Source organism: Streptomyces sp. NPDC050263 (assembly GCF_040655955.1).
Taxonomy (GTDB): domain Bacteria; phylum Actinomycetota; class Actinomycetes; order Streptomycetales; family Streptomycetaceae; genus Streptomyces.
In genome coordinates this window covers 38792-52890 of record NZ_JBFAKW010000039.1, presented here as the reverse complement: position 1 = coordinate 52890, position 14099 = coordinate 38792, and the positions used below count along the sequence as shown (strand labels likewise).

Annotated in this window: 13 protein-coding genes and 1 pseudogene; 6 read left to right on the top strand and 8 right to left on the bottom strand. The window is 72.3% G+C overall.

What is annotated here, in order from left to right; all coding sequences use genetic code 11:
• Positions 1-215: 215 nt before the first annotated feature.
• The 3 genes from AB0J04_RS19600 to AB0J04_RS19590 all read right to left on the bottom strand — a co-directional run bounded on the left by AB0J04_RS19600 (position 216) and on the right by AB0J04_RS19590 (position 2668).
• Complete coding sequence (locus tag AB0J04_RS19600; RefSeq protein WP_363169746.1) at positions 216-527, bottom strand: hypothetical protein; 312 nt, start codon at positions 525-527, stop codon at positions 216-218.
• Between the two features lie 59 nt (positions 528-586).
• Positions 587-1720, bottom strand: a complete 1134-nt coding sequence (locus AB0J04_RS19595; RefSeq protein WP_363169745.1) for an NAD(P)/FAD-dependent oxidoreductase — start codon at positions 1718-1720, stop codon at positions 587-589.
• 231 nt (positions 1721-1951) lie between these two features.
• The gene (locus AB0J04_RS19590; RefSeq protein ID WP_363169743.1) at positions 1952-2668 is read right to left on the bottom strand and encodes an NPP1 family protein; all 717 of its coding nucleotides are present in this window, start codon (positions 2666-2668) and stop codon (positions 1952-1954) included.
• 134 nt (positions 2669-2802) lie between these two features.
• Here AB0J04_RS19590 and AB0J04_RS19585 point away from each other — a divergent pair, with 134 nt between their 5' ends.
• Positions 2803-3657 carry a YwqG family protein gene (locus AB0J04_RS19585; RefSeq protein ID WP_363169741.1) on the top strand — a complete coding sequence of 285 codons (855 nt, stop codon included), beginning with the start codon at positions 2803-2805 and terminating at the stop codon, positions 3655-3657.
• On the opposite strand, the gene AB0J04_RS19580 is transcribed toward AB0J04_RS19585, so the two are convergent.
• The 5 genes from AB0J04_RS19580 to modA form a co-directional block, all read right to left on the bottom strand.
• Positions 3641-4186: a GNAT family protein gene (locus AB0J04_RS19580; RefSeq protein WP_363169740.1), complete on the bottom strand. Its 546-nt coding sequence runs from the start codon at positions 4184-4186 to the stop codon at positions 3641-3643. The two genes, AB0J04_RS19585 and AB0J04_RS19580, sit on opposite strands and share 17 nt — an antisense overlap.
• 76 nt (positions 4187-4262) lie before the next feature.
• A complete protein-coding gene (locus AB0J04_RS19575; RefSeq protein WP_363169739.1) occupies positions 4263-5375 on the bottom strand; it encodes an ABC transporter substrate-binding protein in 1113 nt (370 codons plus the stop codon).
• A gap of 415 nt (positions 5376-5790) precedes the next feature.
• Positions 5791-6936 (bottom strand): ABC transporter ATP-binding protein, encoded by a 1146-nt coding sequence (locus tag AB0J04_RS19570; protein ID WP_363169738.1) that lies wholly within the window; start codon positions 6934-6936, stop codon positions 5791-5793.
• On the bottom strand, positions 6933-7805 hold the full coding sequence (locus AB0J04_RS19565) for an ABC transporter permease (RefSeq protein WP_363169737.1): 873 nt from the start codon (positions 7803-7805) through the stop codon (positions 6933-6935). The genes AB0J04_RS19570 and AB0J04_RS19565 overlap by 4 nt, the downstream gene beginning before the upstream one ends.
• Complete coding sequence (gene modA, locus AB0J04_RS19560) at positions 7802-8647, bottom strand: molybdate ABC transporter substrate-binding protein (protein WP_363169736.1); 846 nt, start codon at positions 8645-8647, stop codon at positions 7802-7804. The genes AB0J04_RS19565 and modA overlap by 4 nt, the downstream gene beginning before the upstream one ends.
• Before the next feature lie 256 nt (positions 8648-8903).
• On the opposite strand from modA, the gene AB0J04_RS19555 reads away from it, so the two are divergent.
• From AB0J04_RS19555 to AB0J04_RS19535, 5 genes and pseudogenes are all read left to right on the top strand, one after another.
• Positions 8904-9596, top strand: coding sequence for a M24 family metallopeptidase (locus AB0J04_RS19555; RefSeq protein ID WP_363169735.1), 693 nt, complete (start codon positions 8904-8906; stop codon positions 9594-9596).
• Between the two features lie 52 nt (positions 9597-9648).
• Positions 9649-9819 (top strand): annotated as a pseudogene (locus tag AB0J04_RS19550) (NAD-dependent formate dehydrogenase); the annotation flags it as partial.
• A gap of 142 nt (positions 9820-9961) precedes the next feature.
• Positions 9962-13348 (top strand): NACHT domain-containing protein, encoded by a 3387-nt coding sequence (locus AB0J04_RS19545; protein WP_363169734.1) that lies wholly within the window; start codon positions 9962-9964, stop codon positions 13346-13348.
• A 29-nt stretch (positions 13349-13377) separates the two neighbouring features.
• A complete protein-coding gene (locus tag AB0J04_RS19540; RefSeq protein WP_363169733.1) occupies positions 13378-13647 on the top strand; it encodes a hypothetical protein in 270 nt (89 codons plus the stop codon).
• A complete protein-coding gene (locus tag AB0J04_RS19535) occupies positions 13644-14015 on the top strand; it encodes a fic family toxin-antitoxin system, toxin component (protein ID WP_363169732.1) in 372 nt (123 codons plus the stop codon). The genes AB0J04_RS19540 and AB0J04_RS19535 overlap by 4 nt, the downstream gene beginning before the upstream one ends.
• The last annotated feature ends 84 nt before the right edge of the window (positions 14016-14099 follow it).

Sequence of the window (14099 nt, the reverse complement as noted above, 5' to 3'; positions counted from 1 at the left end):
CGACCTCGCACTCGCAGAGGTCGGGCAGTGTTCGCCGCGGACGTCCCCGCTGCCGACGCCCGATTCTTTACCGACTCCCAAGTGCCCTGGGGGCCTCGAAGCGGTGGGCGGACCGGTGGGCGACCCGGCCTGGCGCAGCAGGCCGAGCTTCCGCCTGGTCGTCGCCGGCGATCAGACGATCCCGCCGGCGGCCCGGCGCAGGCCGGATGCGGAGCCTACGCCGTGACGAGGTCCGCGTCCGCCTCAGTGGCGGAATCTGCGGCCTCTGTGGGCTCTGCGGGCTCGTCCTCCACCATGCGCAGGAAGCGCCGGATCGCCTCGATGGGCATGTCGAGCTCCTCGGACGCGGCCAGCTCGCCGCCGAACACCTGCACCGCCTCCGAGACGGCGACGGCGAGTTCGGTCTCCGCCTTGTGGACCTTGACCTCGGCCTTGTCCACGGTGTCGACCACGGCCAGCTGGCGGCGCTGCTTCTCCTGGAGTCGCTGTTTGCGGGAAGGCGTCTTGTCGAAACTCTGCACAGTCATGACCAAGATCATAATCGGCGGAGCGGGGGCGCAGCCCCTGCTTCGAGCGGCTCACCCGCTCACCGGCGCTGCCCGTCTCCGGCGAACGCGGCGAGCAGGCCGTGGGGGGCGTCCTCGCCGAGCATGAGCGCTTGGAGCTCGGCGCCTTCGGTGGCGGCCGCGGCGCTGCGGGGGAACATGGCCTCCTCGTACTCGGCGAGGGCGGCCTCGGCGTCGCCTGAGTGCGCGGCGAGGGCGTTGCCCAGTTCGGCGCCGTCCAGCATGGCCAGGTTGGCGCCTTCGCCGTTCGGGGCCGCGAGGTGGGCGGCGTCGCCGACCAGGGTCACCCCCGGCACCCGGTCCCACCGGTGCCCGATCGGCAGGTCGTTGAGGACGCGCAGGACCGGCGCGGTGTCGCTGTCGGTGATCAGCGCGGTGAGTTCGGGGGCCCAGCCGTCGAACTCCTGCACTATCCGCGCGGTGGCCGCAGCGGCGTCGGTGAAATCGATGGCGGTGAACCAGTCCCGCGGCTTGGACAGCATCACGTAGGTGTGGAGGGTCCCGCCGCTCTCCCGGTGACCCACAATGGCCTGTCCCGGCGCGAGCGCGAGCAGCGACCCGCCGCCGACCGTCTTCGCGGCGGCGGGATGCCGGGCGTCACTGTCGAACAGGTAGGTCTCGACGGACGACATGCCGGTGTACTCGGGTGCGGTGGTGGAGAGCAGCGGCCGCACCCGTGACCACGCGCCGTCCGCGCCGACCAGCAGGCTCGTGACGACGGTGCTGCCGTCGGCGAACGTCACCTCGTGGCGGCCCTCGCCGAGGGCGCGGGCAGCGCTGACCTTGCGGCCCCACCGGACGGCGCCGGCCGGGAGCGAGTCGAGCAACAGCCGTCGCAGGTCCCCGCGTTGCACCTCGGGGCGTCCGCCGGTGCCGTCGTCGGGCTGCTCGAACACGACGGACCCGTTCCGGTCGAGGATCCGCATGGCCTGGCGGCCCTCCAGGACGAGGCTGCGGAACTCGTCGAGCAGGTCGGCAGCCGCCAGGGCCGGTTGGCCGTTGTAGTCGTGGATGTCGAGCATCCCGCCCTGCGCGCGTGCCGTCGGCGAGGGCTCCGCCTCGTAGACGGTGGCCGGGATTCCGTGGATGTGCAGCACGCGGGCCAGCGTGAGGCCGCCGAGCCCGGCGCCGATGATCGTGACATCAGGGGTCATGGTGATTCCTTGCGTGTCGTAGGCCCGCCGCGTGGGCACCCGGCGGGATCTCTGGAAAACTCCCAGAGCCCGCCGACAGGCCGCCGACGCCGGTCCGACAGCCCCCGACAGGCCGCCGACGCCGGACCGACAGCCCGACCGACACCGCGTACGCGAGCCCGGGCGCTCATGTCGCCCCCGGGCGGTGAAGCCAGGTTCTTGGCCGGGCTTCCACGGGATACGTGTCGAGCCTCAGGCGTACGCGTCGAAGGGGATCCCGGACGGCTTCGCGTGGTCGAGGGCCCACTGGAAGTCGCCGTCGTCGATCTTGAGGGTGGCCGAGCCGAAGTCGGCGCTCATGAGCTTGTCGCGGTATCCGGCCGGGTAGCCGTTCCAGCCGACGAGGCGCGGGTGGAACCAGCCGCCGGTGGCGTTCTCCGCCGGGTCGTCGTTGCTGCCGGCGAAGCGGAAGCAGTGCGTCGAGACGCCGTCCTTGTGGTAGACGATCTTCGGGTGCGTGCCGTCGAAGCGGATCGCCGGGCGGGCGGCCACCTGGTAGGCGTTGTGCTGGGACGCCGACACGTACTGGACGTCGTTGTTGTTGATCCAGACGATGACGTGCTCCCAGTCGTGGGTGTGCCCGATGGCTGCCGGGCCGACGGTCGCCTGGTCCTTCTCGAAGTGAGTGGCGTACATCACCGCGCACCAGCCGTTGTCGCACTTCGAGCGTGAGTAGGTGTTGGCGTTGGCCAGTTGGGCGGAGTCGTGACACTTGCCGTTGACGTCGCCGCCGAGTTCGAGGCCCGGGTTGAGGGTGCCGTCGGCGCCGATGGCGGCCGTGGCGCAGCAGCCGTCGCCGTCGTAGTCGTAGGCGGGGGAGAAGGTCTGGTCCAGGCCGTCCGCGTTCTGCGGCAGCAGGGTCAGGACGTTCGCGTGGGCACTCGCCGGGAGCGCCACGACGAGCGTCATCGCGCCGAGCGTGCCGAGGATCGGCCGGGGCCGGCCATCGCTCCGGTGTTCGGGCTGTCCGACGTGCCACGGCTCGGCTCCGCTCGCGTTGCCCAAGGACACCGGGCGTCCGAAGACGAGGGACAGTGGTCTTCGTGACTGACGAGCGATACTCCCGGCTCGCCGCCGAACACCTTCCCGGCGATCTGGCTCAGCGCTGGACAGCGCTGCTGCGCCCGTGCATACGCCTGCGCCGGGCCGTCGACGGAGAGCGGACCGTGGCGGCCCTCGGCGGGCACCCGGAGCTTCCGGCGGGGGCGGACTGGCCCGAGTGGCCCGGGCACGGGCCGCTGTCCTTCATCGCCTCGGTGCGCTGTGCGGCACTGCCACGCGAGGGACGTGCCGAGCAGTTCCCTCAGGACGGAACCCTGCTCTTCTTCTACTTCGACGGTCGGACCGCCGCGGACGCCTTCGTTTCGGCTGTCGACCCCGAGACCTGGGCCGGGGCTCAGGTGCTGTACATCCCGGCGGACACCCCCGTCTTCCCGGCGGACACACCCCCGGAGTCGGAAGCGTTCCCGCGGGTGGACCTGACCGCGGACACCGAGCAGAGCGCCCCTGACCGGTGGCTGCCCCAAAGCCGGAAAGCCCTGCTCGGCGACAGCCGGGACTGGCCGCCGCCCCGCGAGATCCCCGCCGAACTCAAGCCGTTCCTCCGGGCCTTCGAGCGTCTGCGCGGACACATGGGCCACCAGATCGGCGGCCACGCCGTACCCGTTCAGGGCCCGGCGGAGTACGAGATCGCGTACGCGGCACTCGGCGGCGTCTCCCCGTGGGGCGACCGGCCCCACGACGAGGAAGCCGAACGGTGGGTCCTGCTCGCCCAGTTCGACAGCGACAGCGACGCGAAAATGACGTGGGGCGACGCAGGCGCCCTCTACTGGCTCATCCGCCCCGAAGACCTCGCCGCCCATCGCTTCGACCAGGCCCGGCTCACCGTGCAGTGCTAGGCGGCTTCCAGTCCTGGACGAGGAGCCCGAGCAGTACCTCGTCCAGGAACTCGCCCATCACCCAGGCCGAGGAGCGCAGCACGCCCTCGCGGACGAAGCCGTTGCGCTCGGCGGAGCGCAGCATCGCGGCGTTGTCCGACAGCGTCTCGATCTGGAGGCGTTGCAGGCCGCGCACGACGAATCCGTAGTGGCACAGCGTCGCGACCACATCGGTGCCGTAGCCCTTGCCGCGGCAGGACGGCAGCAGCCCGACGCCGATGTGCGCGGACCGGTTGTGATGGTCGATGCCCCACAGCGTCGCGGTGCCGACCAGCGTGCCGCCGTCCGACTCCACCACGGAGAACGGGACGTGCGCCTGCTCCTTGTCGTCCACCACGAGCCGCGAGTCCTTCGAGCCCGGCGTGATCGGCCGCCACGGACGGCCTTCGGCCCGCGAGGCGTTGACCACGTCGTCGTAGAGCTCGGCCCGCAGGATCGGGATGTCGTCCTCGTGCCGGGCCCTCAGCCCGACCTTGTTGCCCCTGAGCATGAGAGTTTCTTATCCGACCGGGTCGGCCGACGGCAAACCGACAAGCGTCCGCGCGACCGACCGACGAGGACTTCTGTCAGCCGGTGTGGAGGATCCGAAAGCGATCGGGTTCCGCCGGATCCCGATCGACGACCTGGACCGACGCCCAGGCCCATTGCCAGACGCTGATGCCCGGCGTGCGGGAGAACCGGATCTGCCCGCGGGTGCCTTCGACCGCGATGTGCGGCCAGGACGCGGCCGTGCGCGCCCGGTCCACACCGTGCGAACGCAGCGCGTCGGCGAGGACGGCGACCGTGTCGTAGCCCTCGAAGGCGACGAACGAGGGCGCTTCGCCCAACTGCTCACGCAGGACTGTCCCGACCCGCGCGCCGAGCGGGCTGAGGCGCTCGGGCAGGTAGCGCAGAAACGGGATGGCGGCGCCGTCGTCGCCCAGCGACTTCGCCCATTCGGCGAACTCCGGCTGCCCGGCCGGAGCACCCAGCAGGATGTCGGCGAGACGCCGGTCGCGGCGGACGGCCTCGACGATCGGCACGGCCGGCTCCGGGTGGCCGACCAGGAGCAGGAGGGCTGTCGCGCCGTTGTCGACGAGTTCGTCGCACACCGCCTGGGGGGTGAGCGCGCTCATGTCGAGTTCGACGACGGTGCCGCCCCGTGGAGCCAGGCAGTCCCGCAGAATGCGGGTCCCCGTCGCCCAGTAGACGCTCGGCTGGGTCGCTACGGCGATGCGACTGTGGCCCGCGGCGAGGACGAAGTCCGCGTAGATCCGCCAGCCGTGGGACTGCGGCGGGGAGAGGCGCGCCACCCAATCCGTCGGTTGTTCGGTGAGCGCGTCGAGAACCGCCGACGAGCAGAGGAACGGCAGGCCGAGGGCGTCGGCCCGGGTCGCGGCGGCGCGGGCGACGACGCTGTGGTACTCGCCGGCCAGGGCGGCCACGCCCAGGCCGGCCAACTCCTCCACGGCCGCCGCGGCCCTCTGCGGATCAGCCGCGGTGTCTCGCACCACCAGCTCGAGCGGTCGTCCGACGATCCCGTCGGCGTCGTTGACTTCGCGAACGGCCAGCTCGAGTCCGGCGAGCAGATGCCGGCCCGCCTCGACCCAGCCGGGCCGGGTCAGCGGGACGAGAGCGCCGATCCGGACGGCTGACCCGTCATCTCGCTCCCCTCCGGACGGCGAAGGTGGCGTGTTCATGGGAGCCGAGCGTAGTTGAGCGGCCGTCTTGGTCGGTTCGGGGGTTCGGAGAAGCTCGCCCCTGGTCGCGATGCCGGTCCGCGACCTGCTTCGCCCGGTCCGCGCCGACGGTGGATCCGGGCATCCCGCCCGGACGCTCGACCTGCTCCGCGACGCGCGCGTGTTCCGGCGCCGCGTGCTCACGGCAGGCAAGGCAGGTGACCCGGTCCGGACGCGAGGCCGTCATCGCATACGGCACGCGCACCCCGCACCCGGTGCCGACGAGGCTCGGCAGATCACCGGCCGGGCCGAACGCGGATGCCGGCATGCCGCGGCCGACGGCGCTGCCGCGGACCACCCTCGACTCGACGTGCACGTGAGGATCGCTCCCGCTCATCTGCCCCTGCCCTCCCGCTCGTTCCCGCACGGTGACCTCTCAGGCCGGGTACGCGTGGGTCTGTGTCGCCTTCACCGTCGCCCAGACGCGGGCGCCCGGGTGGAGGTCCAGTTCGGCCGCGGCCACGGCCGTCAGGTCGGCGGCGAGGGGGAGTTCGCCGGTGAGGTCGGCGCGGATCTGGTCGCCGTGGGTCTCCAGACCGGCGACCTCGCAACTCCAGAGGTTGCGGGCGCTGGAGCCGGTGGGCCGGTCGCGGTAGAGCGTCACCGCGCTGGGCGGGAACGCGACGAACACGGGGCCGGTGAGAGGTTCGGTGGTGGTGAGGGCGGGCCCGGCGTCGAGTCGGACCGTGTGGCCGTCCGCCCGGCCCCGGTAGAGGTTCAGGCCGACCAGCTGGGCGATGTAGTCGGTGCGCGGGTGGCGGGCGATGTCGGCCGGGGAGCCCTCCTGGACGACCCGGCCGTCCTCGACGACGACCAGCCGGTCGGCCAGCACCATCGCGTCGAGCGGGTCGTGGGTCACGAGGACGGCGACCGCCTCGAACTCGGCGAGATGGCGGCGGAGTTGGGCGCGGATCTCCAGCCGGGTGCGGGCGTCGAGGGCGGCCAGAGGCTCGTCCAGGAGCAGCAGCCGCGGGTGGGTGGCCAGGGCGCGGGCGAGGGCGACGCGTTGGGCCTGGCCGCCGGAGAGGCGGCGCGGCTTGGCGTCTGCGTGGGCGGCCAGGCCCATGCGCTCCAGCCATTCGGCGGCCTGAACCCGGGCCTCCGCTCTGCTCGCCCCCTGGCAGCGCGGGCCGAAGGCCACGTTGTCGACCGCGGACAGGTGCGGGAAGAGCAGATAGTCCTGGAAGACGACGCCGACCGGCCGGGACTCCGGCGGCATCAGGTCCAACGAGCGGCCGTCCAGGCGTAGATGACCGCCCGTCAGCGGGACGAGACCGGCCAGTGCCCGCAGCGCGGTCGTCTTGCCGGCGCCGTTCGGGCCGAGCACGGCGACGACGTCACCGGGCGCGGCCGTCAACGCGACGTCGAGACGGAAGGCGCCGCGCTCGACCACGAGACGGGCGTCCAGCCCCTCGGCGGCCACTCCCTCGGCGGTCGGCCCCTCGGCGGTCGGCCCCCCGGCGGCCGGCCCGTCGACGGCCCTGTGCACGGCCCCGTGCGCGGGCTTCTCGGTGTGTGTCATCCGGCGGTCATCCAACGGTCGCGCAGCCCGGCCAGCACCGCGATCGACACGGTCAGCAGCACCAGGCTGAGGGCGATCGCCGCCTCCGGGTCGCTCTGCAGCGCCAGATAGACGGCGAGGGGCATGGTCTGGGTACGGCCGGGGAAGTTGCCGGCGAAGGTGATCGTCGCGCCGAACTCGCCGAGCGCCCGCGCCCAGGCCAGCACGGCGCCCGCCGCGACGCCCGGCGCGATCAGCGGCAGCGTGACCCGGCGGAACGCGGTGAAGCGGGAGGCGCCCAGCGTCGCGGCCGCCTCCTCGTAGCGGGGGTCGGCGGCCCGCAGGGTGCCCTCGACGCTGATCACCAGGAAGGGCATCGCCACGAACGCCTCGGCCACGACCACCCCGGCCGTGGTGAAGGGAAGCGTGATCCCGAACCAGTCGTCCAGCCACTGTCCGACGATCCCGTTGCGGCCGAGCGCCATCAGCAGCGCCACACCGCCCACCACCGGCGGCAGGACGAGCGGCAGGGTGACGAGGGCCCGCACGAGGCCGCGGCCGGGGAACTCGACCCGGGCCAGCAGCCAGGCCAGCGGCACGCCGACCACCAGGCTCACGGCGGTGGCGGCCGTGGCGCACACCAGCGACAGCCGGAGCGCCTGCCACACCTCCGGACCGGTCAACTGCGCCGGCAGGCTGCGCCAGGGAGTGCGCACCAGCAGGGCGACCAGCGGCAGCACCAGGAACGTCAGCCCCAGCAGCGCGGGCACGAGCAGCACAAGCGGCGCGCCTCGGCCACGGGCGAGGCCAGGCGCCCGGACACGCCGCCGCCGTGACCCACCCTTGAGGGTGTCGGCCACGGCGGCGGACTCGTCGTGCGGGGAGGTCACGGCTTCAGGAACCCGGCCTCGGTCAGGACCTGCTGGCCCTCGGCGGACCGCACCAGGGCGATGAACGCCTTGGCGGCCTCCGCGTTGGGCGCGTCCTTGAGGAGGGCGATCGGGTAGTCGTTGACGGCGTCGGCCGACTCGGGGAAGTCCACACCCTCCACCTTGTCACCGGCCGCGTGCACATCGGTCTTGTACACGACCGCCGCGTCGGCCTCCTTCAGCTCGACCTTCGTCAGGGCGGCCTTGACGTCCTGCTCGTAGGAGACCGGCGTCAGCTTCAGCTTGCCGGCGTCCAGGGCCTTCTGCGCGGCGGCGCCGCACGGCACGGTCTTGTCGCACAGGACGACCTTCAGACCGGACTTGGTCAGGTCCTTCAGGGAGGCGATCTTGTCGGGGTTGCCCGGCAGGGTCGCGATCTCCAGCTGATTGCGGACGAAGGTGGCCGGCTCGCCGGCGTTGTCCTTCGCGTCCGTCACGATCGCCATGGTCTTGGGGCTGGCGGAGGCGAACACGTCGGCCGGGGCGCCGCCCGTGATGCTCGCGGCGAGGGTGTCGCTGCCGCCGAAGTTGAACGTGACCTTCGTGCCGGGGTTCGCCGTCTCGAACGCCTTGCCGAGCGTCGTGAAGCTCTCCTTCAGCGAGGCCGCCGCGAACACGGTCACCGTTCCGGACAGCTTCGACGAGGCGGACGCGGACGCCGAGGGGTCCGGCTTGGTGGAGGCCGAGTCGTCGGACGACGAGCAGGCGCTCAGGGCGAGCAGCGCGGCGGCTCCCGCGGCGGCCACCTGCAAGGTCCGGCGGGTCCGGCGGGTCCGGCGGGTCCAGCGGGTGGAACGGGTCATCACGGATCTACTCCCTCTACCTGCGGCCGACCGTGCGGATACGTTGATCATAGTGCCGCAAATGCGAGGTGTAAGTCGCCTGTAGCATCGCATGAGCTGGATCACGGATTCATTTGCTTGGCATGTGCGTTTGTACGGTACGCCCGCTCGGGTCCCGTCATCCGGGAGGCGGCACCCCGTGAGTCAGTCCCTCGCAGCCCCCGGCCCGCCGGTATGCGTTTGCCCGGGAAGGATCCGGAACCGTACGTTCGCCACCATGTCTGATGATGAACCCACGCGCGCGGCACGGCTGCTGGACGCCCAGTCGAAGGCCGTCCGGCTCTTCGCGGAGATCGAGGAGCGCGGGTTGGTCGCCCCGGGCGAGGGAGAGCGGGCGGTCAGCGACCGCGTCCGGGACCTCGCGAACGAACTGTTCGGGACCACCCGGCACTGGCACAAGCGCATCGTGCGCTCCGGCCCGAACACGCTCAAGCCCTACCGGGAGAACCCACCGGACCGTCTGATCGGCGCGGACGACATCGTGTTCGCCGACTTCGGGCCGATCTTCGAGGAGTACGAGGCCGACTTCGGGCGCACCTTCGTCCTGGGCGACGACCCGGTGAAGCACCGGCTGCGCGACGACCTGCCCGAGGTGTTCGCGGCCGGACGGCGCTTCTTCGAGGCCGATCCGGGGATCACCGGCGCAGGGCTGTACGCCGAGGTGGAGCGGCTGGCCGAGGAAGCCGGGTGGGAGCTGGGCGGCTGGCACGCCGGGCACCTCGTCGGCGAGTTCCCGCACGAGTGGATCGACGGCGCGGACACGGAGTCGTACATCACCCCCGCCAACGACACCCCGCTGCGCCGCACCGACAAGGCCGGGCGCCGCTGCCACTGGATCCTCGAGATCCACCTCGTCGACGCCGACCGCGGCTTCGGCGGCTTCCACGAGGAGCTGCTCACCCTCGGCTGACCATCACCGGTGCGGCACCGGTGAAAGCGGTCGGCCACAAGGACACCGCGAGATCCGCTGTGACGACCCCGCCGACGGACACCCGACCACGCACGTCCGCGACCTGGAGAAGGCGGGCCACACCCTGGTCGTCACCTCCGACAAGGACGGCGACGGCTCGTTCTTCGACCGTGAGTCGGCGGACGCCGACGTGGCCGTCCCGCAGCCGTTCCGGCCGGCGTACCGCCGACGGCGCCGCTTCCGTCCCGGACCCCGCCCGACGAACTGGGCGTGCCGGTCCGTGCGGCTGACTGAAGTGCGCCGTCCCGGGTAGATTCGCGGCCTCGGGGTCGCAGGGGTCCGAAGGGTCCGATACGGGGGGCGCAATGAGTGACAGGTTCCGTGCTGCCTCCTCGGCCGACCGCGTCGTCCTGGTCAGCGGCGAGGAACAGGGCACCGGGGTGCTGATCGGCCCCCGGCACGTCCTGACCGCGGCCCATGTCCTGACCGGGCCGCCCAGAGCGCGGGTACGGCATCCCGAGAAGCTCAAGGACCTCCGGGCCAGGCCGCCCAAGCTCGTCCTCCTCCCCGCCCGGGTGCCGCGCACCGCCGAGATCATCCACCCGCGCGGTTCCGACTGGGTGACCTGTGACGTGCAGTGGATCGACACCGATCGAGACCTCGCGCTGCTGCGGACGAGCAAAGAGGTGGGAGGGCAGGGCTTCCTCCAGCCGCTGGGCCGGGCGCGGCTCGGGCGGATCGCCACGGCGCAGCCCGTCCCCGACTGCCAGATCATCGGCTTCCCGGCCGTACAGCGCGACCCGGTCAGCGCCGAGATCGAGTGCGACCAGTACGAGGTCACCGTGCTGCCCATGGCGAGCCGACTGCGGCCCGACGTCATGGTCTGCGAGTTCCTGCGTCAGCCGGCGGCCGAGACGGACGGCCGCGCCTCTCCGCTCGCCGGGCTCTCGGGCGCTCCGGTCTTCGCCGGCGGGGTGCTGCTGGGGATCGTGACGAAGGTTCCCCGCGGGCGCGACCACATGCGGATCGAGGCGGCCCCCGTCGAAGCGGAGCAGCTGACCGAGCAACTGCGCACGTCGGCCGGGGCCGAGACCGGGCTGCTCCTGCCGCGACTGGAGGACGTCGCCGGGACGCACCGCCGCGACGAGGAGTTCGAGCGGGAGTACCGGAGGGCCGTCAAGAACCGCTATCGCAAGATCGACATCATCGGCCTCGACGAGCTCACCGCCCATGAGTCCCGCTGGGACCTGGACACCGCCTACCTCCATCTGGAGGCGGAGAGCACTCAGCCGGCCCATCCGTCGTCGGCGTCCCCGGGCGCTCCGTCCCGCCCCGGGCGCGTCGACGACCTGCTGGCGCAGGCGGGACCGTACGTGCTGCTGCGCGGCGAGGCCGGGGCGGGCAAGACCACGCTGGTGTGGTGGCTCGCCTCGCACGCCGCCTCGGGCACGCTCGGCGGCAGTCTCGCACCGCTGAACGGAGTCGTGCCGTTCGTCGTCCCCATGCGCAACCTCCGGGCCAGGGGAGACGGTCTGCCCCGGCCGGGCGAACTCGACCGGGCCGCCCGGCTGATGACGGACGACGCCCCGCCCGGCTGGGCCCGCCGGGTGCTGGCCGCCGGACGCGGGCTCCTGCTGGTCGACGGCCTCGACGAGGTACCCCGCGGCGACCGGACGGACGCCCGCCAGTGGCTCGGCGACCTGCTGTCCGAGCACCCCGGCCTGCACTGCCTCGTCACGGTGCGCCCGCTCGCCGTGGGCATGAACTGGCTCGGCCACGAGGGCTTCCGGGAACTACGCCTGCTGCCGATGCGGGACGCCGACATCCAGACCTTCGTGCACGCCTGGCACGACACCGCGCGCCTGGACCGGTCGGTGACGGCGGAGGAGAACGGCCAGCTCGCCGAACTGGAAGCCGCGCTCAAGGGAAAGTTCACGAGCAATCCGGCACTGCGCAACCTGGCCCGCACCCCCCTGCTGTGCGCGGTCATCTGCGCCCTGCACCGGCGCAACGCCGGTGACCTCCCGGTCAGCCGCCCGGAGTTGTACATGGCGGCGCTGAAGATGCTGCTGGGGAAACGGGACGCGCACCGCAAGATCCCCGACACGGAGGGCGTCACCCTCGCCTGGGACGAGCACCAGCTCCTGCTCCAGCGCATCGCCGTCTGGCTGGTGCGCAACGGTCAGGCGCAGCTGTCCCATGAACAGGCCGAGCGACAGCTGACTCCGGTGCTGCAGGGCATGCACGCGGTGCGGCATCCCGTCGACGCCGTCCTGCGGCACATGCTCAACCGCAGCGGGGTGCTCGAGGAACGCACCCAGGACAGCATCCAGTTCATCCACCGCACCTTCCAGGACTACCTCGCCGCACGGGAGTTCCAGGACAGCGACTGTCTACAGGAACTGCTGGGCCATGCCGGCCAGGAGGAGTGGCAGGACGTCGTCCTGCTCGCCGTCGGCCACTGCCGGACGTCCGAGATCGAGAAGGTCGTCGACCAGCTCGTGGCCGAGGGGGACGCCCAGGACGGGCACCAGCGCTGGAACCTGCACCTCCTCGCCGCGAGCTGCGCGGCCGAGGCGGTCTTCCTCCCGTACGACAAGCGCGAGGCCGTGGCGGAGCGCCTCAGGGCCTTCATGCCGCCCAAGGACGTGCTCCAGGCGACCGAAGTGGCCAAACTGGGCGCCTATGTCCTGCCCGTGCTCCCGGGCCCGGAAGGTCTGCCGGAGGGCGTGCAACTCCTCGTGGCCACGACGTTGACCAAGATCGGCACGACCGGCTGCCTCCCGCTGGTGCGTGAGTACGCGGCGCAGCCGAGCCGGCCGCTGCGCCAGTTCCTGGCCTCGGCGTGGGGGGACTTCCCCGCCGAGCCCTACGCGCGTGAGGTCCTCGCCGCCATGCGGCTGGACGATCTGGAGATCCTGGTCGACCGCGACCACATGCTCCAGCCCCTGCACCACCTCGGGGCGCTCACGCGTCTCGTCGTCGACGGAGCGTTCCCCGCCGCCCAGCTGCACCGGCAGCTGCCCCACACCCCGCTCGACCGGCTGGCCCTGACCGGCAACCCGACCCTGACCGACCTGTCGTTCCTGCGCGGGCGTCCGGGGATCAAGCACCTTTTCGTCGACTCCGCCGCCCGGCTCACGGACGTCTGCGACCTCGCGGGCTCCGGCCTCACCACCCTCGCCCTGGACGCCTCGCTGCTGCTGCCCGAGGACCTCGAGGTCGTCGCCACGATGGACGGACTGCGCGAACTGCACCTGCAGGGGCTGCCGATCGGACTGTACGCGCAGCTTCCACCGCCGAACCCGTCGGTGGCCCGACTCTCGGTGTCGAGCCCGGACCTTCAACTGGACACCCTGCACCGGTGGACGGGCCTGCAAGGCCTCGCCGTCCGGCAGCCGACCCCGCTGAACGAACTCTTCGCCCAACTGGCGGCCCTGCCGAAGCTGCGTGTCCTGCAACTCCCCGTCGCCGACCCCGCGGAAGAACTGCGCGGTCTCCCGGCGCTGCCCCGGATCCACGCCCTGACCCTGCCCTCCCTGGTGAACGAGCCCGACCTCGACGGACTGACGACGACATTCCCCGCGCTGCGCAGACTCGCCCTCGACCTCCGGCTCGTCGCCGCCCCCGCGGTCGACCTGACCCCTCTGCACGCACTCCCCGACCTCTGCGTGACGATCCTCGCCGACACGGAACCGACGGTGCGTGAGCCGGGGCCGCTGGCTCCCCGGCTCCGCGTCACGCCGGGCTGACGTTGCTACCACCCTGCTACCTTGGAGGTATGTCCACTTCGAAGAAGCAGACGCAGGTCCGGCTGGAGCCCGACGTACTCGCCGCCGGCAAGGCTGCCGCCGCCGCCCGCGGCCTGGACTTCAACCGTTATGTGGAGCGCCTCATCGTCGAGGACACCACCGGCGCCCGCGCCGCCGGGATGGCCGCCGCCCAGCGCTTCATCGACCGGCACGGCGACTTCCTCGACGACCTCGAGGACCGGCTCGAGGCACCGCTCGACGCCCCGCACGCCCAGCGGCGGCCGGGCGCCGCCGCGTGATCGTGCACATCGACGAGTCCTGGATCCTTGAGGTCGCCGAACGCGCCGGCCGACGCGGTCCGGCAGTCGACGACCACGGCGTGCCGGTCGCCGCCGTCGCCCGGCACCGCGCCGAACTCCTCGGCCATCCGGTCTACGACGGCCCCTACACCCGGGCCGCCGCCCTCGTGCACAGCCTGGGCCGCTGCCGCTGGCTGGAGCGCTCCCACCTCACCGTCGCCTGCGCGGTCGCGGTCATGTACCTCCAAGCCGGCGACATCCCCGTCGACCCGACCCGCGAGCAGCTCACCGCGCTCGCCCACGCGCTGGACGACCCCCGCTGCACCACCGAACAGATCGCCGCCCTCCTGCGAACCTGGAAACCCTGAACGCCCTGCCCAGGCCCAGGTGCGCCGGCTGCGCGAGATCGGCCGACGGATCCTCGCGGCGACAGAGCGCGCCGACGACTCCGG

Coding starts and splice junctions, on each gene's coding strand:
- AB0J04_RS19600 (WP_363169746.1), bottom strand. CDS start 527: ATGACTGTGCAGAGTTTCGACAAGACGCCTTCCCGCAAACAGCGACTC.
- AB0J04_RS19595 (WP_363169745.1), bottom strand. CDS start 1,720: ATGACCCCTGATGTCACGATCATCGGCGCCGGGCTCGGCGGCCTCACG.
- AB0J04_RS19590 (WP_363169743.1), bottom strand. CDS start 2,668: ATGACGCTCGTCGTGGCGCTCCCGGCGAGTGCCCACGCGAACGTCCTG.
- AB0J04_RS19580 (WP_363169740.1), bottom strand. CDS start 4,186: ATGCTCAGGGGCAACAAGGTCGGGCTGAGGGCCCGGCACGAGGACGAC.
- AB0J04_RS19575 (WP_363169739.1), bottom strand. CDS start 5,375: ATGAACACGCCACCTTCGCCGTCCGGAGGGGAGCGAGATGACGGGTCA.
- AB0J04_RS19570 (WP_363169738.1), bottom strand. CDS start 6,936: ATGACACACACCGAGAAGCCCGCGCACGGGGCCGTGCACAGGGCCGTC.
- modA (WP_363169736.1), bottom strand. CDS start 8,647: ATGACCCGTTCCACCCGCTGGACCCGCCGGACCCGCCGGACCCGCCGG.
- AB0J04_RS19555 (WP_363169735.1), top strand. CDS start 8,904: ATGTCTGATGATGAACCCACGCGCGCGGCACGGCTGCTGGACGCCCAG.
- AB0J04_RS19545 (WP_363169734.1), top strand. CDS start 9,962: ATGAGTGACAGGTTCCGTGCTGCCTCCTCGGCCGACCGCGTCGTCCTG.
- AB0J04_RS19540 (WP_363169733.1), top strand. CDS start 13,378: ATGTCCACTTCGAAGAAGCAGACGCAGGTCCGGCTGGAGCCCGACGTA.